Below are 17,899 nucleotides of genomic sequence, written 5' to 3'. Positions count from 1 at the left end.
ACTTGCTCAGGATTTTTTCGCTTTTTCCGCCGTCAGCGCCGCGATGCGCATAATCACCGTCACCGTTTTTTCCATAATATCCAGCGAGGCGAACTCGTGCTTGCCGTGATAGTTATAGCCGCCGGTAAAAATGCTCGGGCAAGGCAGTCCCTTAAACGACAGCGCCGCGCCGTCGGTCCCGCCGCGTATCGGCTTCGTCACCGGCTCCACGCCGCTTTCCCGCATCGCCTGTAGCGCCAGCTCAATAATATGCGCATGCACTTCGACCTTTTCGCGCATGTTGTAATAGCTGTCTTCCGTCTGCACCTCAATGCTGACGCCCGGCTGTTTGCCCTCGCTCAGCGTGGCGGCGATATCTTTCATCACCTGTTTTCTGGCTTCAAAGCTGTCGCGGTCGAAATCGCGGATGATGTAGTGCAGCTCCGCTTTATCCACGCTGCCTTTGATACCGTGCAGATGGTAAAAGCCCTCATAGCCTTCAGTCTGCTCCGGCACCTCTTTTTCCGGCATGGCGGCGTGAAAACGCATCGCCAGATCCAGCGCGTTGACCATTACGCCTTTAGCGCTGCCGGGATGCACGTTGTTGCCGACAATCTTCACGGTAGCGGAAGCGGCATTGAAATTCTCATATTCAAACTCGCCCAGATCGCTGCCGTCGATGGTATAGGCCCACTCGGCGCCAAAAGCCGCCACGTCGAAACAGCTGGTGCCTTTGCCTATTTCTTCGTCCGGGGTAAAAGCGATGCGGATATCACCATGCGGCACGTTCTCGCTTTTCAGCCGGGCGATAGCCGTCATGATCTCCGCCACGCCCGCTTTATCATCCGCGCCCAGCAGCGTTTTACCATCGGTGGTGATCAGCGTGTGGCCCGTCAGGCGGTGCAGCACGGGGAACATCACCGGCGACAGCACCTCATCGCCAATGCCCAGCGCGATGTCGCCGCCGCGATAGTTCTCAACGATCTGCGGATTAACATTTTTACCGGTAAAGTCCGGCGACGTGTCCATATGGGCGATAAACCCGATGGTTGGTACAGGCCAGGCAACGTTTGCAGGCAGGGTCGCCATAACGATGGCGTGCCCGCTCAGCGTGACGTCGCTCAGCCCCAGCGCTTCCAGCTCCTGTTTTAACTCACGAGCCAGCCGCCATTGCCCTTCCGTACTGGGAACCTGCCGAACATGTGCTTTGGACTGCGTGTCGAATGAAACATAGTGCAAGAAGCGTTCGAGTAAATTTGTCATCTGCCTTCCCTCTGAGTGCGGACGGTTATTATCTGTTATTTTGCCCGACGTTTATTGCGTCAGGTCAGTTACCTGCTCGGATCCTGCGGCTTCGGCGCGCCCCCGCCCGGAAGGCTAAAGGCGCACGGATAGTGGATCAGACTGTAAAAACGCACCGGCGCTGTGCCGTCATTGCGGTAGCTGTGCGGCGTATCGGCCTGAAAACGCAGCCCTTCGCCTGCTTTAAGCGTATGCCATTGCGCGCCGGTCGCCAGCCGGAGTTCGCCTTCAATAACGACAACGTGTTCAATTACGCCGCGCTCATGGGCGGAAGACTCGCTGAGCGCGCCGGCGGCCAGCTCAACCACCAGCATGTCAAAACCCAACTGGCGATCGAAGGGAAACAGCGGGCTGGCCTGCATGGTCGTATGCTGCTGTCGCCAGCCATCGGTTCCTACGCTGCGAAGAAAGGCGCTCTCAGGGGCGGGGTCGGCAATAAAATGCGAGAAAGGCACGTTAAAACCGGTCGCTATCTTCCATAGCGTCGCCACGGTTGGGCTGGATTCGCCGCGTTCTACCTGGCCAAGCATCGCTTTGCTGACGCCTGTCTGCACGGCGGCTTCCGTCAGGCTCCAGCCGCGCGCCAGGCGCAGCGCTCTCAGAATACGACCAGGTTCCGGTAGTGTTTGTGGCATCAAAACTCCCCCGTTTTTTTCCTTAGCATAACACTTGTGCGTTATAGCGCACAGTGCTAGCTTGTGCGTTATAACGGTCAATCGGGAGAGGATTATGCGTCCTGCCTTTTCTTTACGTCACCTGGCTTTTCCTGCCGTGGTGGCGGGATTTGTCGCGGTGCTGGTGGGCTACACCAGCTCTGCCGCCATTATTTTCCAGGCCGCCGGGGCCGCCGGCGCAACGGCGGCGCAGACTGGCGGCTGGCTAAGCATGTTGGGTCTGGCAATGGGCGTGACCTCAATTGGGCTGTCGATCTATTATCGCGCGCCCGTGCTGACGGCCTGGTCCACGCCGGGCGCGGCGCTGCTGGTCACCAGCCTGCCCGGCACGCCGATGCCGGAAACCATCGGCGTATTTATCTTTGCTTCCGGGCTGATTTTTCTCTGCGGCGTGACCGGCCTGTTTGCACGCCTGATGAACCATATTCCGCAGGCGATTTCCGCCGCCATGCTGGCGGGTATTTTATTGCGTTTTGGTCTGGATGCTTTCGCCTCGCTGCAGCCTGATTTTACGCTGACGGCCAGCATGTGCCTGGCTTACCTGTTAGCGCGCCGTTTTCTGCCGCGCTACGCCATTGTGCTGACGCTGCTGGTGGGTCTGGCCGTCGCGGCGATAAAAGGAGAGATCCACCTTTCGCAGCAGCCGCTGACCTTTGCCGTGCCGGCATTTATCGCGCCGCATTTTAGCTGGTCATCGCTGCTCGGCATTGGCGTTCCCTTTTTTATAGTGACGATGGCCTCACAGAATGCACCCGGCATCGCCACGCTGAAAGCGGCAGGCTATCCGGTGCCCGTTTCGCCGCTGATGAGCTGGACCGGGCTGGCTTCGCTGCTGCTCTCTCCTTTCGGCGGTTTTTCCGTCTGTATCGCGGCCATTACGGCGGCAATCTGTATGGGGCCGGACGTGCATCCCGATCCGCAGCGTCGCTACTGGGGCGCGGTCTGCGCAGGCTTTTTCTATCTGCTGGCGGGCCTGTTTGGCGGCGCGATTGGTCAGCTGTTCAGCGCGCTGCCGCCTGCGCTTATTCATACCCTCGCCGGGCTGGCGCTGCTGGGAACAATAGCGGGCAGCCTGCAGCGCGCGCTGGCGAAGGATAAACAACGTGACGCGGCGGTGATTACCTTTCTGATCACGGCGTCGGGCCTGTCGCTACTGGGGATTGGCGCGGCGTTCTGGGGGCTGGTGGGTGGGATAGTGGCGCATCTGATTTTTTGTTTGCCACGCCGCTAAGACGGGTTGCCGATTTGAACGCTATTTTACCGGCTGGCGTGACTGCCGTTGCGCCAGAGACTATGCGCGCGGCCTGCTGTATCAGCCACGCTGCCAAAGGCAAAGCACAGATACAGTCGTGACTCAGAGCGCTAATCACCTTGCGTGCCTCCTCGCTATAATGAGGATTACCCGGCGCGCTGCGTGCCGGGCGCAACCAAAGAGGTGAAATTTGATTAAATATAGCGTGTTATACCCGAACGTTGAAAACGGTGAGTTCGATCATGACTACTATCGCGATGTGCATCTGCCGCTGATCCAGGCAAGGATGGGCGACTATCTGGTGTCCTTCTCCATCGACAAAATCATTGGCACACCTGAAGGTACGCCAGCACCTTATGTTGCCGCCTGCCATCTGGTTTGCCGCTCTGTCGAGGATCTGCAAAAAGGCATGGAAGGCCATATCGATGAGATTGTGGGTGATGTGGCAAACTTCACCAATATCACGTCAGTGAAGTGGATTTCTGAAGTCGTGGCGTAACACGAGCGAAAAAAGGCGGGGAGAAATCCCGCCTGAGCCTTATTTCTGCCTGAGAAACGTAACGGCAATCATATACACAATCGCAAAAGCCATGCAGAAAAAGGACGGCAGGTTGCCGTCCCATATGGCATGGGTTACTTGATCTTCGCCAGCAGACGCTGCACAAATTCCGGCACCACCTCGCTTGCCAGTCCGTACTCTTTCTCTTCGAATTCGCTGCCGACCTGGCTTGGCTCCAGGTTCAGCTCGACGGTGTGGGCGCCCTGCAGTTTCGCCTCATGCACAAAGCCCGCCGCCGGATAGACGTGGCCGGAGGTGCCGATAGCGATAAAGTAGTCCGCCTGCGCCAGCGCCTGATAGATCTCATCCATCTGTAGCGGCATTTCGCCAAACCACACCACGTGCGGCCGCAGCACCGACGGGAACTGACAGCAGTGGCAGCGATCGTCTTCCTTAACGTCTTCCTGCCAGTGCAGCACCTGGCCGCTGGAGACGCAGCGTACCTTCAGCAGCTCGCCGTGCATATGGATAACGTTACGGCTGCCCGCGCGTTCGTGCAGGTTATCAATATTTTGCGTTACCAGCAGAAAGTGGTCGCCCAGCGCGGCCTCCAGCTCGGCCAACGCTGTATGCGCCGCATTGGGCTGGATATCACCGCTGGTCAGCTGGCGACGGCGGGCGTTATAAAACGCCTGCACTTTTTGCGGATCGCGCGCGAAGCCTTCAGGCGTCGCCACGTCTTCCACCTTGTGCTCCTCCCACAGGCCGTCGGCAGCCCGGAAAGTGCGGATCCCCGACTCGGCAGAGATACCTGCGCCGGTCAGGACAACAACTCGCGGTAAAGGATGCATGGCGATCTCCAGATTGCGGTCGCGTTCGAAAATGCGCTGACGCAAACGCTGCTGCACCTTGCGTCGGGTTTTCTTGTAGCGAGCCAGTCTCAGCCGGCGACGGGGTGTACGCATGTTAAATCCTCTAATCCTTAATGTGCAAAAAAGCGGCGCCGCGCGTGCCGCCTGCATCGCCATGGCGGGCTTTGGCAAAACGCGGCGGCTTTGCTCGCGGCAGCAGATGCGTTGCCACCTGCTGCTCCAGCCCGTCGTAAAGCGCGCCAAAACCAGACAGCCCGCCGCCCAGCACCACCAGATGCGGATCCACCAGCGTCAGCCAGTTTGCCAGGCAAACGGCCAACAGCGCCTGATAGCGGGCGGTATGGGCTATGGCCTGCTCGTCCCGTTGATAATAACGGCTGGCGATTTCCGGCGCACTGAGATCTGACTGATTATGCAGCCGCCACAGGCGGGCAAAGCCCGGCCCGGAAAGCCACGGCTCGATACAGCCGCGCTTGCCGCAGCCGCAGAGAGGCTGCGCCACGTCGCGGCCCAGCACTTCCAGCGCATCCAGCGGCAGCCGCATATGGCCAAACTCGCCTGCGACGAAGTTGCGTCCGGTCAGCGGTTTGCCTTCCACTATCAGCCCGCCGCCCACGCCGGTGCCCAGGATCAGCCCCAGCACCACCGGATAGGCTTTGAACTCGTCGTCCCAGGCTTCCGACAGCGCAAAACAGTTGGCGTCATTATCAATACGCACTTCCCGCCCCAGCCGCTGGCTCAGATCCGCCTGCAGGCGCTGTCCCTGCGCCGCCGGCACGTTGGCGGTAAAGACCGTGCCGTCATCCGGCACGGGCAGCCCAGGGATGCCCATACCGACGCTGCCCCGCGTGCCGCAGAACTTATCGGCTTCGTCCGTCATCGCCGCCAGCCTGTCGAGCAGCTGCGCGTAATCATGCGTGGGCGTGGCGGCGCGCTGGCTCCAGATAAGCTGGCGCTGCTCGTCATAGACGCCAAGCGCGATTTTGCTGCCGCCGACGTCAAAGCCGTAATACATGCTACTGCCCACTCAGCACGCGCGCCGGATCGATGCGGCTGGCGCGTCTGGCCGGATACCAGCTGGCGATCAGGCTCAGCAGCAGCGAGGTAAGCAGCACGATGCCCACATCCTGCCAGTGCACTTCTGACGGCAGAAAATCGATAAAATAGATATCGCCGGACAGGAAGTGGTAGCCGGTTAAGGTTTCGATACCGTGGATAATCGGCGTCAGGTTAAAGGCCGCCAGCACGCCGACCACCACGCCGCTGACGCTGCCCAGCAGGCCAGCCATCAGCCCGTACCAGACAAAAATAGCGCGGATCAGTCCGTCCCTGGCGCCCAGCGTGCGCAGCACCGCAATATCGCCGCTCTTGTCCTTCACCGCCATGACCAGCGTGGAGACAATGTTAAAACAGGCCACGCCGATCACCAGCACCATTGCCAGATACATAATGGCGCGGATCATCTGGATGTCGCGGTACATATAGCCGTAGGTGCCAATCCAGCTGCGGATATAGACATAGGCGTGCGTCACTTCGCCCGCGTCCCGCACCAGCTTCTGCGCGGCAAACGGATTGGTCATCTTCAGCGCGATGCCCGTGACACTGTCACGCATCGCCAGATAATTTTGCGCATCCTGCAACGGCACCAGCGCCAGGCTGTGATCCAACATCCCGCTCAGCGCCAGAATGCCGCTGACCTGAAGGCGCACGCGTTTCGGCTGGAGCAGCTTATGTTCGGGATCGCTGTTGGGGATCATAATAGTCAGCCAGTCGCCCTGCTTTACCTTCAGGCTGTTGGCGACGCCCTGACCTAAAATAATCTGCTGCTTGCCCGCGCCGAAGCTTTGCCAGGCATTATTCTGCACATAGGCAGGCAGCGCGCTCAGTTTGGTTTCCTGCTGCGGATCGACGCCTTTAACCTGGATCGCCTGAAGCTTTGCGCCGCTTTCAATCAGGCCGGTGAAATTGATATAGGGTGCAGCCGCCGCAATGCCCGGAACCTGCTCCACCTTTGGCAGCAGCGACTGCCAGCCGGTAAAGGGCTGGTTGACCGGTTCGATTTCGCCGTGCGGTACTACGGCCAGGATGCGGTTATTCAGCTCGCGTTCAAAGCCGTTCATGGCGCTGAGGCCGATAATCAGCACCGCCACGCCCAGCGCGATGCCAACCGTAGAAATCGCTGAAATCAGCGATACCATGCCGCCGCGACGGCGCCCACGGCTGAAGCGCAGGCCCAGGAGCAGAGAAAGAGAACTTGCCATTACGCCATGCCCGCCAGCGTCAGTTCTTCGCTGAGCACGCCGTCACGCATTTCCATCTGGCGGTTAAGCCGCTTCGCCAGATGCAGATCGTGCGTCACCACCAGAAAAGCGGTGCCCTGACGCACGTTCAGTTCGCCCAGCAGATCGAAAATGGCGTCGGCGTTGCGCGCGTCCAGGTTGCCGGTCGGCTCATCCGCCAGCACCAGACGCGGATTGTTTACCAGCGCGCGGGCAATCGCCACGCGTTGCCGTTCCCCGCCCGAAAGCTCGGAAGGCCGGTGCGCCGCCCGCTTCTCCAGACCTACCGCACGCAGCATATCAATGGCTTTCGCCTCGGCCTGTGCCTTGCTGGCCTTGCCAATCAGCAGCGGCATGGCGACGTTTTCCAGCGCGCTGAAATCGGGCAGCAGATGATGGAACTGATAGATAAAGCCCAGCTCGCGGTTGCGCAGCTCCGCCTTTGCCGACGAAGACATGCCGTTCAGCGATTTGCCGTTAAATACCACGTCGCCGGAGGTTGGCGTATCCAGCCCGCCCAGCAGATGCATCAGGGTGCTTTTGCCGGAGCCGGAGCTGCCGACAATCGCCATCATTTCGCCAGGCGCCACGCTGAAAGAAACATTACGCAAGACGTCCGTCTGGACGCTGCCTTCCTGGTAGCGTTTGCACAGGTTGTCGCACTGCAACAGAATCGGGTTACTCATAACGTAAAGCCTCAGCGGGTTGAACGGCGGCGGCGCGCCAGGAGGGATAGAGCGTGGAAAGCAACGCCACGGCCATCGCGATAACAACAATGGTGGCCACCTGAATGGCGGAAATCTCGACGGGCAGCGCCGCACCATCCAGGAAGATGCCGATCAGCGGCATCAGATTATTCAGCTGGCTGGCAAGCAGCACGCCCAGCAGCGCGCCGACCAGCGAGCCAACGATGCCGGCGGTTGCGCCCTGCACCATAAATACCAGCACAATTTGCCGGCGGGTCAGCCCCTGAGTTTGCAGGATCGCCACTTCGCCCTGCTTTTCCATAATCAGCAGGCCCAGCGAGGTGATGATATTAAACGCGGCGACGGCGACAATCAGGCTGAGCAGCAGCCCCATCATGTTTTTCTCCATCTTCACCGCCTGGAACAGCTCGCCCTTGCGCTCGCGCCAGTCTTTCCAGACCAGGCCGTCCGGCAGCTTCTGCTCGCTGAGCGTATCCACCTGGAGAGGTTTGTCCAGCCACAGCCGCCAGCCGGTGATATGGCCAGCCGGATAGCGCATCAGGCGCGAGGCGTCCTGCTGGTTGACCAGGATCTGATAGCCGTCCACCTCGCTGTTGGCGGCGAACGTGCCGATAACGGTAAACAGGCGCTGGCTGGGCAGCCGCCCCATCGGCGTAAACTGGCTGGCGGACGGCACCATCAGCCGCAGCTGGTCGCCGCGCTTCAGCCCAAGCTGTTCCGCCAGCTGTTCGCCGACGATAATGCGGTACTGATTGGGCTGTAGGTCGCTCTGCTTCACATTGGCGAGATAGGGCGTCAGCGGATCCGGCTCGTCAGGGTTGATGCCCAGCATAACGCCGACGCCGACGCTGCGGGCGCTTTGCAGCACCACGTCGCCGGTGGTCAGCGGCGTGACGCGACTGACGCCTTTCAGCTGCAGCGAATCCGCCGGCACCTGCTGCGGGTCGATCGAGCCTTTCTCGCTGCTAATCATCGCCTGGGGCATCAGGTTTAAGGTGCTTTTTTCCAGCTCGTGTTCAAAGCCGTTCATCACCGACAGCACGGTGACCAGCGCCAGCACCCCCAGCGTGATGCCGATGGCGGAAAGCCAGGATACAAACCGCCCGAAGCGGTCTGATGCTCGCCCGCGCATATAACGCAGGCCGATAAATAACGCGACAGGTTGATACATGTAATCCGTCTTCTGGCGGTAATAAGGCAAAAAGTGATCGAAGATGATAAAGGTTAGCCCGGCGTTATGGAACCTCTAAGCCGCTGACTCTTTTGCTAAGTTTTGTTATCTCTTGCGACACGCGCTTTTATTGGCGAAATATCACACTAAAAACGACCGTTAATTACTCAATTATTACGCAAAAAAGGGCATAGACTTAATTATCCCTTAAAGGGAGCAGCGTAGAGTAAAGGCGGGAGTGGTCATAATGTCAAAGTATGAAAAAGGCAGTATTGTCCGGCATAAAACGGGCGAAATTAAAGGACTGGTCGTCAACGTGTTTGAACAGGGCGATGCGCCGGCGGGCTATTACGTGAAGTGGGACGATGGCAATCACAGCTATCACGGCGAAAAAGAACTCATTTGGGCAAACATTGACCGACCCAGAATGCACTACACCCAACAATCGCCGAAATAGAGGTATACTCGGTTAGCCGAACAGGAAACGCGTCGTTTTCTGCTCTCCCTTTATGTGAAGAGACCGACTAACTGACTATGCCTGAACAAGCCCGATATACCCTGCCAGCAAAAGCAGGCGACCAGCGCCAGCTGGGACAATTAACCGGTGCCGCCTGTGCGGTGGAATGTGCTGAAATCCTGGCGCGACACGGCGGCCCCGTGATGCTTATCGCACCGGATATGCAAACCTCGCTGCGGCTGCAGGATGAAATCCGCCAGTTTACCGATGAGCCGGTATTAACGCTGGCCGACTGGGAAACGCTGCCTTTCGACAGCTTTTCGCCGCATCAGGAAATCATCTCTTCCCGTCTCTCCACGCTTTATAATCTGCCCTCGCTGGAAAAAGGCGTGCTGATCCTGCCGGTTAACACGCTGATGCAGCGCGTCTGTCCGCACAGCTTTCTGCATGGTCATGCGCTGGTGATGCGCAAGGGCCAGCGCCTGTCGCGGGATACGCTGCGTTCCCAGCTGGAGCAGGCAGGCTACCGTCACGTCGATCAGGTGATGGAGCACGGCGAATACGCCACGCGCGGCGCGCTGCTGGATCTCTATCCGATGGGCAGCGAGCAGCCTTACCGCATCGACTTTTTCGATGATGAAATCGACAGCCTGCGCCTGTTCGACGTCGACAGCCAGCGCACGCTGGAAGAGGTCGAGGCGATCAATCTTTTGCCCGCGCACGAGTTTCCTACGGACAAAGCGGCCATTGAGCTGTTCCGCACCCAGTGGCGCGAGCACTTTGACGTCCGGCGCGAGGCCGAGCACATTTACCAGCAGGTCAGCAAAGGCACGCTGCCGTCCGGTATCGAATACTGGCAGCCGCTCTTTTTTGAGCAGTCGCTGCCCGCACTGTTCAGCTATCTTCCGGCCAATACGCTGCTGATTAACACCGGCGATCTGGAAGGCGCTGCGGAACGCTTCTGGCAGGAAGTGATGGCGCGCTTTGAAAACCGTCGCGTCGATCCGATGCGTCCGCTGCTGCCGCCGGAAAAGCTGTGGCTGCGCACCAACGAACTGTTCAGCGAGCTGAAAAACTGGCCGCGCGTGCAGCTGAAAAACGAGGCGCTGCCGGAAAAAGCCGTCAACACTAACCTGGGCTATCAGCCGCTGCCCGACCTGGCCGTCCAGGCGCAGGCGAAAGCGCCGCTGGATGCGCTGCGTCGTTTTCTGGAATCGTTCAGCGGCCCGGTGATTTTTTCGGTAGAGAGCGAAGGCCGTCGCGAGGCGCTTCAGGAGCTGCTGGCCCGCATCAAGCTGGTGCCGAAGACCATTCACGCGCTGCATGAGGCGGAGCAGCCCGGCGCTTACCTGATCGTCGGCGCCAGCGAGCACGGCTTTATCGACAGCCTGCGCAACCGCGCGCTGATTTGCGAAAGCGATCTGCTGGGTGAGCGCGTCAGCCGCCGCCGTCAGGACACGCGCCGCTCTATCAACCCGGACGTGCTGATCCGCAACCTGGCCGAGCTGCATCCCGGCCAGCCGGTGGTGCATCTGGAGCACGGCGTCGGCCGCTATATTGGCCTGACCACGCTGGAAACCGGCGGCATCACGGCGGAATACCTGATGCTGACCTATGCCGGCGACGCCAAACTCTACGTGCCGGTCTCCTCGCTGCATCTGATTAGCCGCTATGCCGGCGGCGCAGACGAAAACGCGCCGCTGCACAAGCTCGGCAGCGATGCCTGGTCGCGCGCGCGGCAGAAAGCAGCGGAAAAAGTCCGCGATGTGGCGGCCGAGCTGCTGGATATCTATGCTCAGCGAGCGGCCAAAGCGGGCTTTGCCTTTAAGCACGATCGCGAGCAGTATCAGCTGTTTTGCGACAGTTTCCCGTTTGAAACCACGCCGGATCAGGCGCAGGCGATTAACGCGGTGCTCAGCGATATGTGCCAGCCGCTGGCGATGGATCGCCTGGTGTGCGGCGACGTCGGCTTTGGTAAAACCGAAGTGGCGATGCGCGCCGCTTTCCTCGCGGTAGAGAACCACAAGCAGGTTGCGGTGCTGGTGCCGACCACCCTGCTCGCCCAGCAGCACTACGATAACTTCCGCGATCGCTTCGCCAACTGGCCGGTGCGCATTGAAATGCTCTCCCGTTTCCGCAGCGCGAAAGAGCAGGCGCAGATCCTGGAAGAAGCGCGTGAAGGCAAAATTGATATTCTGATCGGCACCCATAAGCTGCTGCAAAGCGAAATCAAATGGCGCGATCTGGGGCTGCTGATTGTGGATGAAGAGCACCGCTTCGGCGTGCGCCATAAAGAGCGCATCAAGGCGATGCGGGCCGATGTTGATATTCTGACGCTGACCGCGACGCCTATCCCTCGCACGCTGAATATGGCAATGAGCGGCATGCGCGACCTGTCGATTATCGCCACGCCGCCTGCCCGTCGTCTGGCGGTGAAAACCTTTGTCCGCGAGTTCGATAATCTGGTGGTACGCGAAGCTATCCTGCGTGAAGTGCTGCGCGGCGGCCAGGTTTATTACCTCTATAACGACGTGGAGAACATCGAAAAAGCCGCCCATCGCATTGCGGAGCTGGTGCCGGAAGCGCGCGTCGCCGTGGGGCATGGCCAGATGCGCGAGCGCGATCTGGAACGGGTGATGAACGATTTCCATCATCAGCGCTTTAACGTGCTGGTCTGCACCACGATTATTGAAACCGGCATCGATATCCCGACCGCGAATACCATTATTATCGAGCGCGCCGACCATTTTGGCCTGGCGCAGCTGCATCAGCTACGCGGCCGCGTGGGCCGTTCGCATCATCAGGCCTATGCGTGGCTGCTGACGCCGCATCCAAAAGCGATGACCACCGACGCGCACAAGCGTCTGGAGGCGATCGCCTCGCTGGAGGATCTGGGCGCCGGTTTTGCGCTGGCAACGCACGATCTGGAAATTCGCGGCGCGGGCGAGCTGCTGGGCGAGGATCAGAGCGGCCAGATGGAGACGATTGGCTTCTCGCTGTATATGGAGCTGCTGGAAAACGCCGTGGACGCGCTGAAGGAAGGCCGCGAGCCGTCGCTGGAAGATCTGACCAACAGCCAGACCGATATCGAACTGCGGATGCCGTCGCTGCTGCCGGACGATTATATTCCGGATGTGAATACCCGCCTGTCGTTCTATAAGCGCATCGCCAGCGCGCAGCAGGAAGGCGAGCTGGACGATTTGAAAGTGGAGCTTATTGACCGCTTCGGCCAGCTGCCGGACCCGGCGCGCAACCTGCTGGATATCGCCACGCTGCGCCTGCTGGCGAAGAAAATTGGCATCCGGCGCGTTGAAGCGAGCGAGAAAGGCGGTTTTATCGAGTTTGCGGAGAAAAACAAAGCCGACCCGTCCTGGCTGATTGGCCTGTTGCAAAAAGAGCCGCAGAACTGGCGGCTTGATGGCCCAACGAAGCTGAAGTTTGTGCGCGACCTCGCCGAGCGCAAGCTGCGGGTGAAATGGGTGCGCGACTTTATGACGCAGGTGCTGGAAAACGCCGCCTGATGCGTCTGCTGCCGTTGCCGCCTGCCCTCAGCAGGCTGCAACGGCGTGCTTTACCGAACAGGTGCACGGTTAGCCTGAGCATAACAGGCTAACACGATTATTCTCCGCTAAAACTCTGCACGCCGCGCTATTCTTCGTTCGACGAAATGCCCAACATAAAGCCATCTATCTCTTCTATTTTAATCCTTAACAGCCCGTTTTTATGATGCGAGAACTTTTCCGATCCTAACCGGAAGGCGACATCTTTCAGATGCAAAAAGTTAAGCGGCACTGACGCGTCGTCATCTTCCGGCGTGTAGTACGCCTCGCCGGTGCGTTTAAAATAATTCGCTATCGCCTGCTCTACCGTGCCTTCCTGCGCGTCGCCAAAAAACTCGACGATTTTCTCGTAATATTCCTTACCGGAAATGGTGTTGCCCGTTACCAGCGCGCCTTTTACAAACAGCGTAACGCCCAGGCCGACGCCCAATTTACTGGCGATATTAGCGATAAAGTTTAGATCGGCGTCGCGCATTTTACTGGCGAACACGTTAGTCATTTCACTTTGTTCAGACATGCCGTTCTCCTTGCCGTTATAAAGGGGATCTATCAACTACCTTAATGAGTTTAGTGGAGAACGGGTCGCTGACCAGTCGGACGCCGATCGCCGATTTTCCGCCGCTGGCCGTCTGGCGAGGATTGCCTGTCCGCCCCGACTTGCCGTTATTTATCGTTGAATAGCCTGTCGTCCGGCACAGAAATCGGTTTCAGCAATGGTAAAAAAAGATATTAACCAGGCGAGGTACGTCAGAGAAAAACATTAATGCAGTTTGTGGAACTGCCTCGCATTTTATCGTTGCGTTTTCAGCGAGTTTGCACAGGAGAAGGCGTATATTTAAGCAATGAGGGAAGACAGGAAGAAGGAGAAGAGAGGTGTTTTTAGCGCGGTAATAACGGGGTGGAGCCCGCTATCACCGCTAACCACAAATAACTGTTTGGGAGTTAATCATGGCTAAGAAGGATTGTAAGTCAGAACCGCGCGTAACTGAAGCGCCGCAGCCGACCACTCGCTGCGAGTTTTACAGCCGCGCCGCGCACCGAGCAATATTTTTACGCGGCGAGTGGATAGAGCAGGCAGGCTTTGCCGAAGGGATGCCGCTGAAAGTACGCGTGATGCCGGAATGTATTGTGATCACGGCGCAAAACGGCCGCGAGCTGTGGGGCTGTGTTGAGGGATTGAGCGTAGCGCATATCAATCATAAAAAGGTGAAGCAGTGGATAAAGGATTTCCCCGGCGCGTTGCAGGATAGCGACGATGCACCAGTGTTCAGGCGGAGTAACGGGGGCTTTGTGTAAGCCATCCTGGCTTGCTGGCTTGCTGGCTTGCTGGCTTGCTGGCTTGCTGGCTTGCTGGCTTGCTGGCTTGCTGGCTTGCTGGCTTGCTGGCTTGCTGGCTTGCTGGCTTGCTGGCTTGCTGGCTTGCTGGCTTGTCAGGACAAGCTTATTCAGGTAATGGCGTAAGGGAAGAATAATAATTTTTTATTTTATCCAGAATTGCCGCTATTTCACTGCTGGCAAGGGTGATTTCAGCAATGTTCAGTGCCTTTTTATCGACCCATTCATAGCGGTCGCTATCCTTTTTTTGCACAAGGCGCTGCATTCTGGCTGCCAGGATCCTTACCATCTTGCCATCGGAAACAGCAAAAACAGAGGCGCCGCTTTCGGAAATATTTTCTGTATCTGCACGGTAAACAGGATCCCCTTCCGGGTACTCCTCCTCTGCCGTGCTTTCTGGCCAGGTCAGACTATATAAATATTTGAAAGCGTCAGGCGCGGGCATAGCGAACACCTCTGCATTTATCGGCGGCGTGTACAGGGCATTAGCGGGATCCAGGAGTGTATTAACATCCACACAGAGCGTTGCCGTCCTTAAATCCTGCGGGAAAAAGTTGCCGTCAATACTGTAGTAGAAAAGCCCATTGTAGAAAGAGCCTGAAGGAGGATTCCAGTCAGGAATACATTCAGCAAAAATGGCAAAACGATAAGGATCACCAAAAAACATTTTCTACGCTCATTGTTAATTGAATCATTTCGTTTCAATAGCTATTCGAGGTAATAAACCCCGACAGTTTAGCCGGGGTTCATACAGGGAGAAATCAGAAACGATACCCAAGACCGATATTAAAACCGTTTATCGCTACGTCATCATTGAATTTAACGCGCGTGCCTTCATAACCGATATTTACGGAAAGATAGTCTGTCGGATTAATAGCCACGCCAGCACCATAAGCAAACGACGTTTTGCTTGCATTATCCTCTTCTGAATACGCAGAAAGATAGGTTGTTTTGTCTTCTACTTTTGTATGCGCCATACCGGCAAGGGCATAGAGGCTGACGTAGTCGTTAATACGCCAGGCCGGGCCAGCCATAAACGAGTAATATTTCACATCCGTTTTGCCATCATAACCGCTAATATCGTCAAAAGCCTCAACCCTTTCAGAATAGCTGTCATCGCCTTTCATATAGCTAAAGGAACCGATAATGCTGACGGGTGAATCCCATTCATAGCGGTACTGAACGTTGACGCCGCGAATATTTTTAAAATCTTCGACCTTGCTCTGTGCATAGCCAACCGACAAAGTATGGCTGTCAGCCAATACGCCGGTGCTGACCAACAGGCCACTACAAACTAATGCCAATGCGGTAATTTTTACTTTCATTACTCATTCCCTTTTTTACTGAGTTGATTAAATCCCTGTATTTGAGATGGGATTGTACTAAATATCTTGCCGATACGTCATTAAAAAATAGTTTTATCACTCGCCGTGAAGATGAGGCTGCCGCCCGCGCTGGTTATCTGCTGGCACAGCGGTCGTTGTCCTTTGAAACTTGCTTCAGTTTATAGCTTATATCTATCCACACATCATCGCCCTTACGGCTTTTTCCCTGTCGGTGCGTTCGCTATTATGTACGAATAGTTCATTGCATTTCCCTATAGATATAAACATGGCTAAAAAACCAAGGCTGACAACCATGTTTTACTTACTCTTTAAGGCTGTTGTAAAAATCAAAGACACTTTTTAAATCAGTGCTCCACTCTGATATTTTACGTCCATCTTCAACTACCGCCTGGTTTTCCCGGACAGGTTATTCAATGCTTGCGGGCAGTAGCCGTTACCCGTTGCACACGAAGCCAGCGCCATTGCCGCATCGGCAACATAATCCGCTGAACCTGTTGCCGTATCGCCGCTATCCGCAATAGCATTAATAATTGCTGTTTGCTGTAGCTGATGCCGTGCCTTCACCCAGCTTGCCGCGTGCCTGTTTCTTCCACCATTCCGAACTTTCTTTGACTGGCTGACGGGCGTTATCTCCACTCAGCGAGTTATTCTCAACCGCATTCTTCCCGGCCTGCGCCCCGGTCACCGCGCTGCCCGGATAGAGCTGCTGCGCAATATAATTGCCCGCCGCGCCCAGCACCGCGTGCGCTGTCAGGTTCGTCTCGACGTTCCCCACCTCTTTGCCTTCCAGGCCTTTCGTGGGTGCCATATCGTGAATGACTTTCGCCCGATAAGGTACAGCCGCCCCTCTGGCTGACGCTGGCCCATCTCTGCACTATTGCCTTCTCAACCCGTTATCTCTAAACGACTTGTCACAAAGGGCTGGCAGGCCTGCAACTAACCAAGGAGCAATCATCAATCATCAGTTAAAAAACATCCCGTATTGATTGGCCAGCATTAGCATATTTTACTTGTGGTCTGTTGGTGAGGCTGATTTCTCTTTCGACATGAGAAACTGCCCCACACCAATAATAACCCCGCATCCGATTGATATTTCCAATCCTCTAATCAAGTCATTTCTATCAAAATCAAAATCATCAACTAAACAATAGGATACTAAAGATATAAGCAATCGGCCACCTACAAGGAAAGTAAAAAGGCCAACCACCCATAAAACCACTAACAATAATAAAATTTTAATTTTATTATTTTGCATTACTACTTTTCTCCAGTTTTCTTTGAACTTTTTCAGCAAGATTTTGTGCGGAACTTCCGAGATATTCAGAACCTGCAGATTCAGCGACTGCCCCTGTTATTTTAGGTATTGTAAACTGAGGGATTGTGGCCTGCACCTTCTCCACTCCTTTACCTATCGCTGCGCCCCCCAGTGTCCCTAAACCTGCTCCAATCATCGGTGCTAAAGTATTTTTACCCTGCAGCCTGGCTCCCGCATACGCACCGGCAACGCTCGCTGCTTCAGTGAACCAGAATCCTTTACCCTGCGTTAAAGAACTGACACCGGTTGCAATCAGTGCATCCGTGGCGCTTAACGGCTCTCCACTACTTAGTTGGTTAAACACGTTAGCTGTGCCGCCTATCGCACCTGCGCCCATCACCGCCTCAGCTGTCGCAGTGGCTGGCAGTAACACCGGCGCCACAAACGTCGTCACCCCTGCCCCCCAGGCCGTTAACAATCCTGTTGCCGGATTCTGACCGGCAGGCAGGTTGCCTTTAGCCATATCTGCCGAAAGAACTGCTTTATCTTACAATGTCATGCCCGGGAGTGCTTTCCCATTTTCATCGACCTGATTATCTGTATTTGTCATTAAGCTACCCTGTGCAAGGCCGTAATTATTCAGGCCTGAGGGCAAATTAAACAATTCATTATTCTCAACCGCATTCTTCCCGGCCTGCGCACCCGTTACCGCAGCACCCGCACTGTCCCCGGCAAGCCCGCCCGCCAGCCCCGCCGCCAGCGTGCCCAGCGCGCTGATGGTCTGACGCTGCTCATCGCCCGGCGCTGCGTAAACCGCACCGCAGCCGATTAGCCCAATAACAGCCAGCGCCGACTTCAGGCGCTTTTCCATTTTTCCCTGCATGACTATTCTGCCCGCCAAATATGTAACAAAATGTGTATTACGTATTTTTATGCGCACATTATGCACCTGCCGGGCGAAAGCTCAAGGAAAAACAGAGAAAAACTTACAAAAAGCTTACATTAATAAGTGAGCGGGATTAATGAAACCAGTTAAGCGTTACACTAATAGAAAGGAATTTCAGGGAAATTAAGACACGATTATTGAGAGGTTCAAAGGGGGATATGAATCAGCTAATTATAATTAATTAATTAAAAATCATACATTAACACAAGAAAACCTCGTATTACTTGCTTTAAAAGCCCCGGACATGATGGATGGTTACAACCGC

At 56.4% G+C, this 17,899-nt stretch carries 18 protein-coding genes and 1 pseudogene; 5 read left to right on the top strand and 14 right to left on the bottom strand.

Translation table 11 applies throughout. From position 1 onward, the window contains the following. Positions 1–6: 6 nt before the first annotated feature. Complete coding sequence (gene pepT / locus ACA373_RS01905) at positions 7–1,242, bottom strand: peptidase T (protein ID WP_370733917.1); 1,236 nt, start codon at positions 1,240–1,242, stop codon at positions 7–9. A gap of 68 nt (positions 1,243–1,310) precedes the next feature. Then, positions 1,311–1,916, bottom strand: a complete 606-nt coding sequence (locus ACA373_RS01900) for a helix-turn-helix domain-containing protein (RefSeq protein ID WP_301251731.1) — start codon at positions 1,914–1,916, stop codon at positions 1,311–1,313. Positions 1,917–2,010: 94 nt separating this feature from the next. Here ACA373_RS01900 and ACA373_RS01895 point away from each other — a divergent pair, with 94 nt between their 5' ends. After that, positions 2,011–3,186: a benzoate/H(+) symporter BenE family transporter gene (locus tag ACA373_RS01895; protein WP_370733916.1), complete on the top strand. Its 1,176-nt coding sequence runs from the start codon at positions 2,011–2,013 to the stop codon at positions 3,184–3,186. Positions 3,187–3,397: 211 nt separating this feature from the next. Further along, entirely contained in the window at positions 3,398–3,706 is a 309-nt protein-coding gene (locus tag ACA373_RS01890) for an EthD family reductase (protein ID WP_253454555.1), read from the top strand. A 134-nt stretch (positions 3,707–3,840) separates the two neighbouring features. Here the strand turns inward: ACA373_RS01890 and cobB are convergent, their stop codons facing one another. From cobB to lolC, 5 genes are read right to left on the bottom strand one after another with little or no spacing between them, the layout of a single operon-like run. Further along, positions 3,841–4,671 (bottom strand): Sir2 family NAD+-dependent deacetylase, encoded by an 831-nt coding sequence (gene cobB / locus ACA373_RS01885; RefSeq protein ID WP_369896090.1) that lies wholly within the window; start codon positions 4,669–4,671, stop codon positions 3,841–3,843. A gap of 10 nt (positions 4,672–4,681) precedes the next feature. Then, the gene (gene nagK / locus ACA373_RS01880) at positions 4,682–5,593 is read right to left on the bottom strand and encodes an N-acetylglucosamine kinase (protein ID WP_370733915.1); all 912 of its coding nucleotides are present in this window, start codon (positions 5,591–5,593) and stop codon (positions 4,682–4,684) included. Between the two features lies 1 nt (position 5,594). Next, a complete protein-coding gene (lolE, locus tag ACA373_RS01875) occupies positions 5,595–6,839 on the bottom strand; it encodes a lipoprotein-releasing ABC transporter permease subunit LolE (RefSeq protein ID WP_253454558.1) in 1,245 nt (414 codons plus the stop codon). Then, positions 6,839–7,543 (bottom strand): lipoprotein-releasing ABC transporter ATP-binding protein LolD, encoded by a 705-nt coding sequence (gene lolD, locus ACA373_RS01870; RefSeq protein ID WP_125289636.1) that lies wholly within the window; start codon positions 7,541–7,543, stop codon positions 6,839–6,841. The genes lolE and lolD overlap by 1 nt, the downstream gene beginning before the upstream one ends. After that, positions 7,536–8,735 carry a lipoprotein-releasing ABC transporter permease subunit LolC gene (gene lolC, locus ACA373_RS01865; RefSeq protein ID WP_370733914.1) on the bottom strand — a complete coding sequence of 400 codons (1,200 nt, stop codon included), beginning with the start codon at positions 8,733–8,735 and terminating at the stop codon, positions 7,536–7,538. The genes lolD and lolC overlap by 8 nt, the downstream gene beginning before the upstream one ends. A gap of 247 nt (positions 8,736–8,982) precedes the next feature. On the opposite strand from lolC, the gene ACA373_RS01860 reads away from it, so the two are divergent. Together ACA373_RS01860 and mfd are read left to right on the top strand one after the other, a co-directional pair. Beyond that, positions 8,983–9,192 carry a hypothetical protein gene (locus ACA373_RS01860; RefSeq protein ID WP_125289634.1) on the top strand — a complete coding sequence of 70 codons (210 nt, stop codon included), beginning with the start codon at positions 8,983–8,985 and terminating at the stop codon, positions 9,190–9,192. A 77-nt stretch (positions 9,193–9,269) separates the two neighbouring features. Beyond that, positions 9,270–12,713, top strand: a complete 3,444-nt coding sequence (gene mfd / locus ACA373_RS01855) for a transcription-repair coupling factor (protein WP_253454560.1) — start codon at positions 9,270–9,272, stop codon at positions 12,711–12,713. Positions 12,714–12,840: 127 nt separating this feature from the next. Here mfd and gvpU read toward each other — a convergent pair whose 3' ends face one another. Further along, on the bottom strand, positions 12,841–13,269 hold the full coding sequence (gene gvpU / locus ACA373_RS01850; protein WP_369896093.1) for a gas vesicle accessory protein GvpU: 429 nt from the start codon (positions 13,267–13,269) through the stop codon (positions 12,841–12,843). A gap of 431 nt (positions 13,270–13,700) precedes the next feature. Between gvpU and ACA373_RS01845 the strand changes: the two genes are divergently transcribed. Beyond that, positions 13,701–14,048 carry a SymE family type I addiction module toxin gene (locus ACA373_RS01845; protein WP_301251724.1) on the top strand — a complete coding sequence of 116 codons (348 nt, stop codon included), beginning with the start codon at positions 13,701–13,703 and terminating at the stop codon, positions 14,046–14,048. A 145-nt stretch (positions 14,049–14,193) separates the two neighbouring features. Here the strand turns inward: ACA373_RS01845 and ACA373_RS01840 are convergent, their stop codons facing one another. The 6 genes and pseudogenes from ACA373_RS01840 to ACA373_RS01815 all read right to left on the bottom strand — a co-directional run. Then, on the bottom strand, positions 14,194–14,754 hold the full coding sequence (locus tag ACA373_RS01840; RefSeq protein ID WP_370733913.1) for an immunity 42 family protein: 561 nt from the start codon (positions 14,752–14,754) through the stop codon (positions 14,194–14,196). 94 nt (positions 14,755–14,848) lie between these two features. Further along, the gene (locus ACA373_RS01835) at positions 14,849–15,412 is read right to left on the bottom strand and encodes an Ail/Lom family outer membrane beta-barrel protein (protein WP_369896096.1); all 564 of its coding nucleotides are present in this window, start codon (positions 15,410–15,412) and stop codon (positions 14,849–14,851) included. Between the two features lie 544 nt (positions 15,413–15,956). Beyond that, on the bottom strand, positions 15,957–16,241 hold the full coding sequence (locus ACA373_RS01830; RefSeq protein WP_370733912.1) for a VENN motif pre-toxin domain-containing protein: 285 nt from the start codon (positions 16,239–16,241) through the stop codon (positions 15,957–15,959). A 198-nt stretch (positions 16,242–16,439) separates the two neighbouring features. Beyond that, positions 16,440–16,688 carry a hypothetical protein gene (locus ACA373_RS01825; RefSeq protein WP_370733911.1) on the bottom strand — a complete coding sequence of 83 codons (249 nt, stop codon included), beginning with the start codon at positions 16,686–16,688 and terminating at the stop codon, positions 16,440–16,442. Further along, entirely contained in the window at positions 16,678–17,211 is a 534-nt protein-coding gene (locus ACA373_RS01820) for a hypothetical protein (protein ID WP_370733910.1), read from the bottom strand. Before ACA373_RS01820 ends, ACA373_RS01825 begins: the two co-directional genes overlap by 11 nt. Positions 17,212–17,349: 138 nt before the next feature. Then, positions 17,350–17,484: pseudogene (locus ACA373_RS01815) on the bottom strand (VENN motif pre-toxin domain-containing protein); the annotation flags it as partial. Positions 17,485–17,899 lie beyond the last annotated feature (415 nt).

It is taken from the genome of Erwinia sp. STN24, assembly GCF_041320675.1.
GTDB classification, from domain to species: domain Bacteria; phylum Pseudomonadota; class Gammaproteobacteria; order Enterobacterales; family Enterobacteriaceae; genus Erwinia; species Erwinia aeris.
This window is presented reverse-complemented; position numbering and strand designations above follow the sequence as displayed.

Coding starts and splice junctions, on each gene's coding strand:
- pepT (WP_370733917.1), bottom strand. CDS start 1,242: ATGACAAATTTACTCGAACGCTTCTTGCACTATGTTTCATTCGACACG.
- ACA373_RS01900 (WP_301251731.1), bottom strand. CDS start 1,916: ATGCCACAAACACTACCGGAACCTGGTCGTATTCTGAGAGCGCTGCGC.
- ACA373_RS01895 (WP_370733916.1), top strand. CDS start 2,011: ATGCGTCCTGCCTTTTCTTTACGTCACCTGGCTTTTCCTGCCGTGGTG.
- cobB (WP_369896090.1), bottom strand. CDS start 4,671: ATGCGTACACCCCGTCGCCGGCTGAGACTGGCTCGCTACAAGAAAACC.
- nagK (WP_370733915.1), bottom strand. CDS start 5,593: ATGTATTACGGCTTTGACGTCGGCGGCAGCAAAATCGCGCTTGGCGTC.
- lolE (WP_253454558.1), bottom strand. CDS start 6,839: ATGGCAAGTTCTCTTTCTCTGCTCCTGGGCCTGCGCTTCAGCCGTGGG.
- lolD (WP_125289636.1), bottom strand. CDS start 7,543: ATGAGTAACCCGATTCTGTTGCAGTGCGACAACCTGTGCAAACGCTAC.
- lolC (WP_370733914.1), bottom strand. CDS start 8,735: ATGTATCAACCTGTCGCGTTATTTATCGGCCTGCGTTATATGCGCGGG.
- ACA373_RS01860 (WP_125289634.1), top strand. CDS start 8,983: ATGTCAAAGTATGAAAAAGGCAGTATTGTCCGGCATAAAACGGGCGAA.
- mfd (WP_253454560.1), top strand. CDS start 9,270: ATGCCTGAACAAGCCCGATATACCCTGCCAGCAAAAGCAGGCGACCAG.
- gvpU (WP_369896093.1), bottom strand. CDS start 13,269: ATGTCTGAACAAAGTGAAATGACTAACGTGTTCGCCAGTAAAATGCGC.
- ACA373_RS01845 (WP_301251724.1), top strand. CDS start 13,701: ATGGCTAAGAAGGATTGTAAGTCAGAACCGCGCGTAACTGAAGCGCCG.
- ACA373_RS01840 (WP_370733913.1), bottom strand. CDS start 14,754: ATGTTTTTTGGTGATCCTTATCGTTTTGCCATTTTTGCTGAATGTATT.
- ACA373_RS01835 (WP_369896096.1), bottom strand. CDS start 15,412: ATGAAAGTAAAAATTACCGCATTGGCATTAGTTTGTAGTGGCCTGTTG.
- ACA373_RS01830 (WP_370733912.1), bottom strand. CDS start 16,241: ATGGCACCCACGAAAGGCCTGGAAGGCAAAGAGGTGGGGAACGTCGAG.
- ACA373_RS01825 (WP_370733911.1), bottom strand. CDS start 16,688: ATGCAAAATAATAAAATTAAAATTTTATTATTGTTAGTGGTTTTATGG.
- ACA373_RS01820 (WP_370733910.1), bottom strand. CDS start 17,211: ATGGCTAAAGGCAACCTGCCTGCCGGTCAGAATCCGGCAACAGGATTG.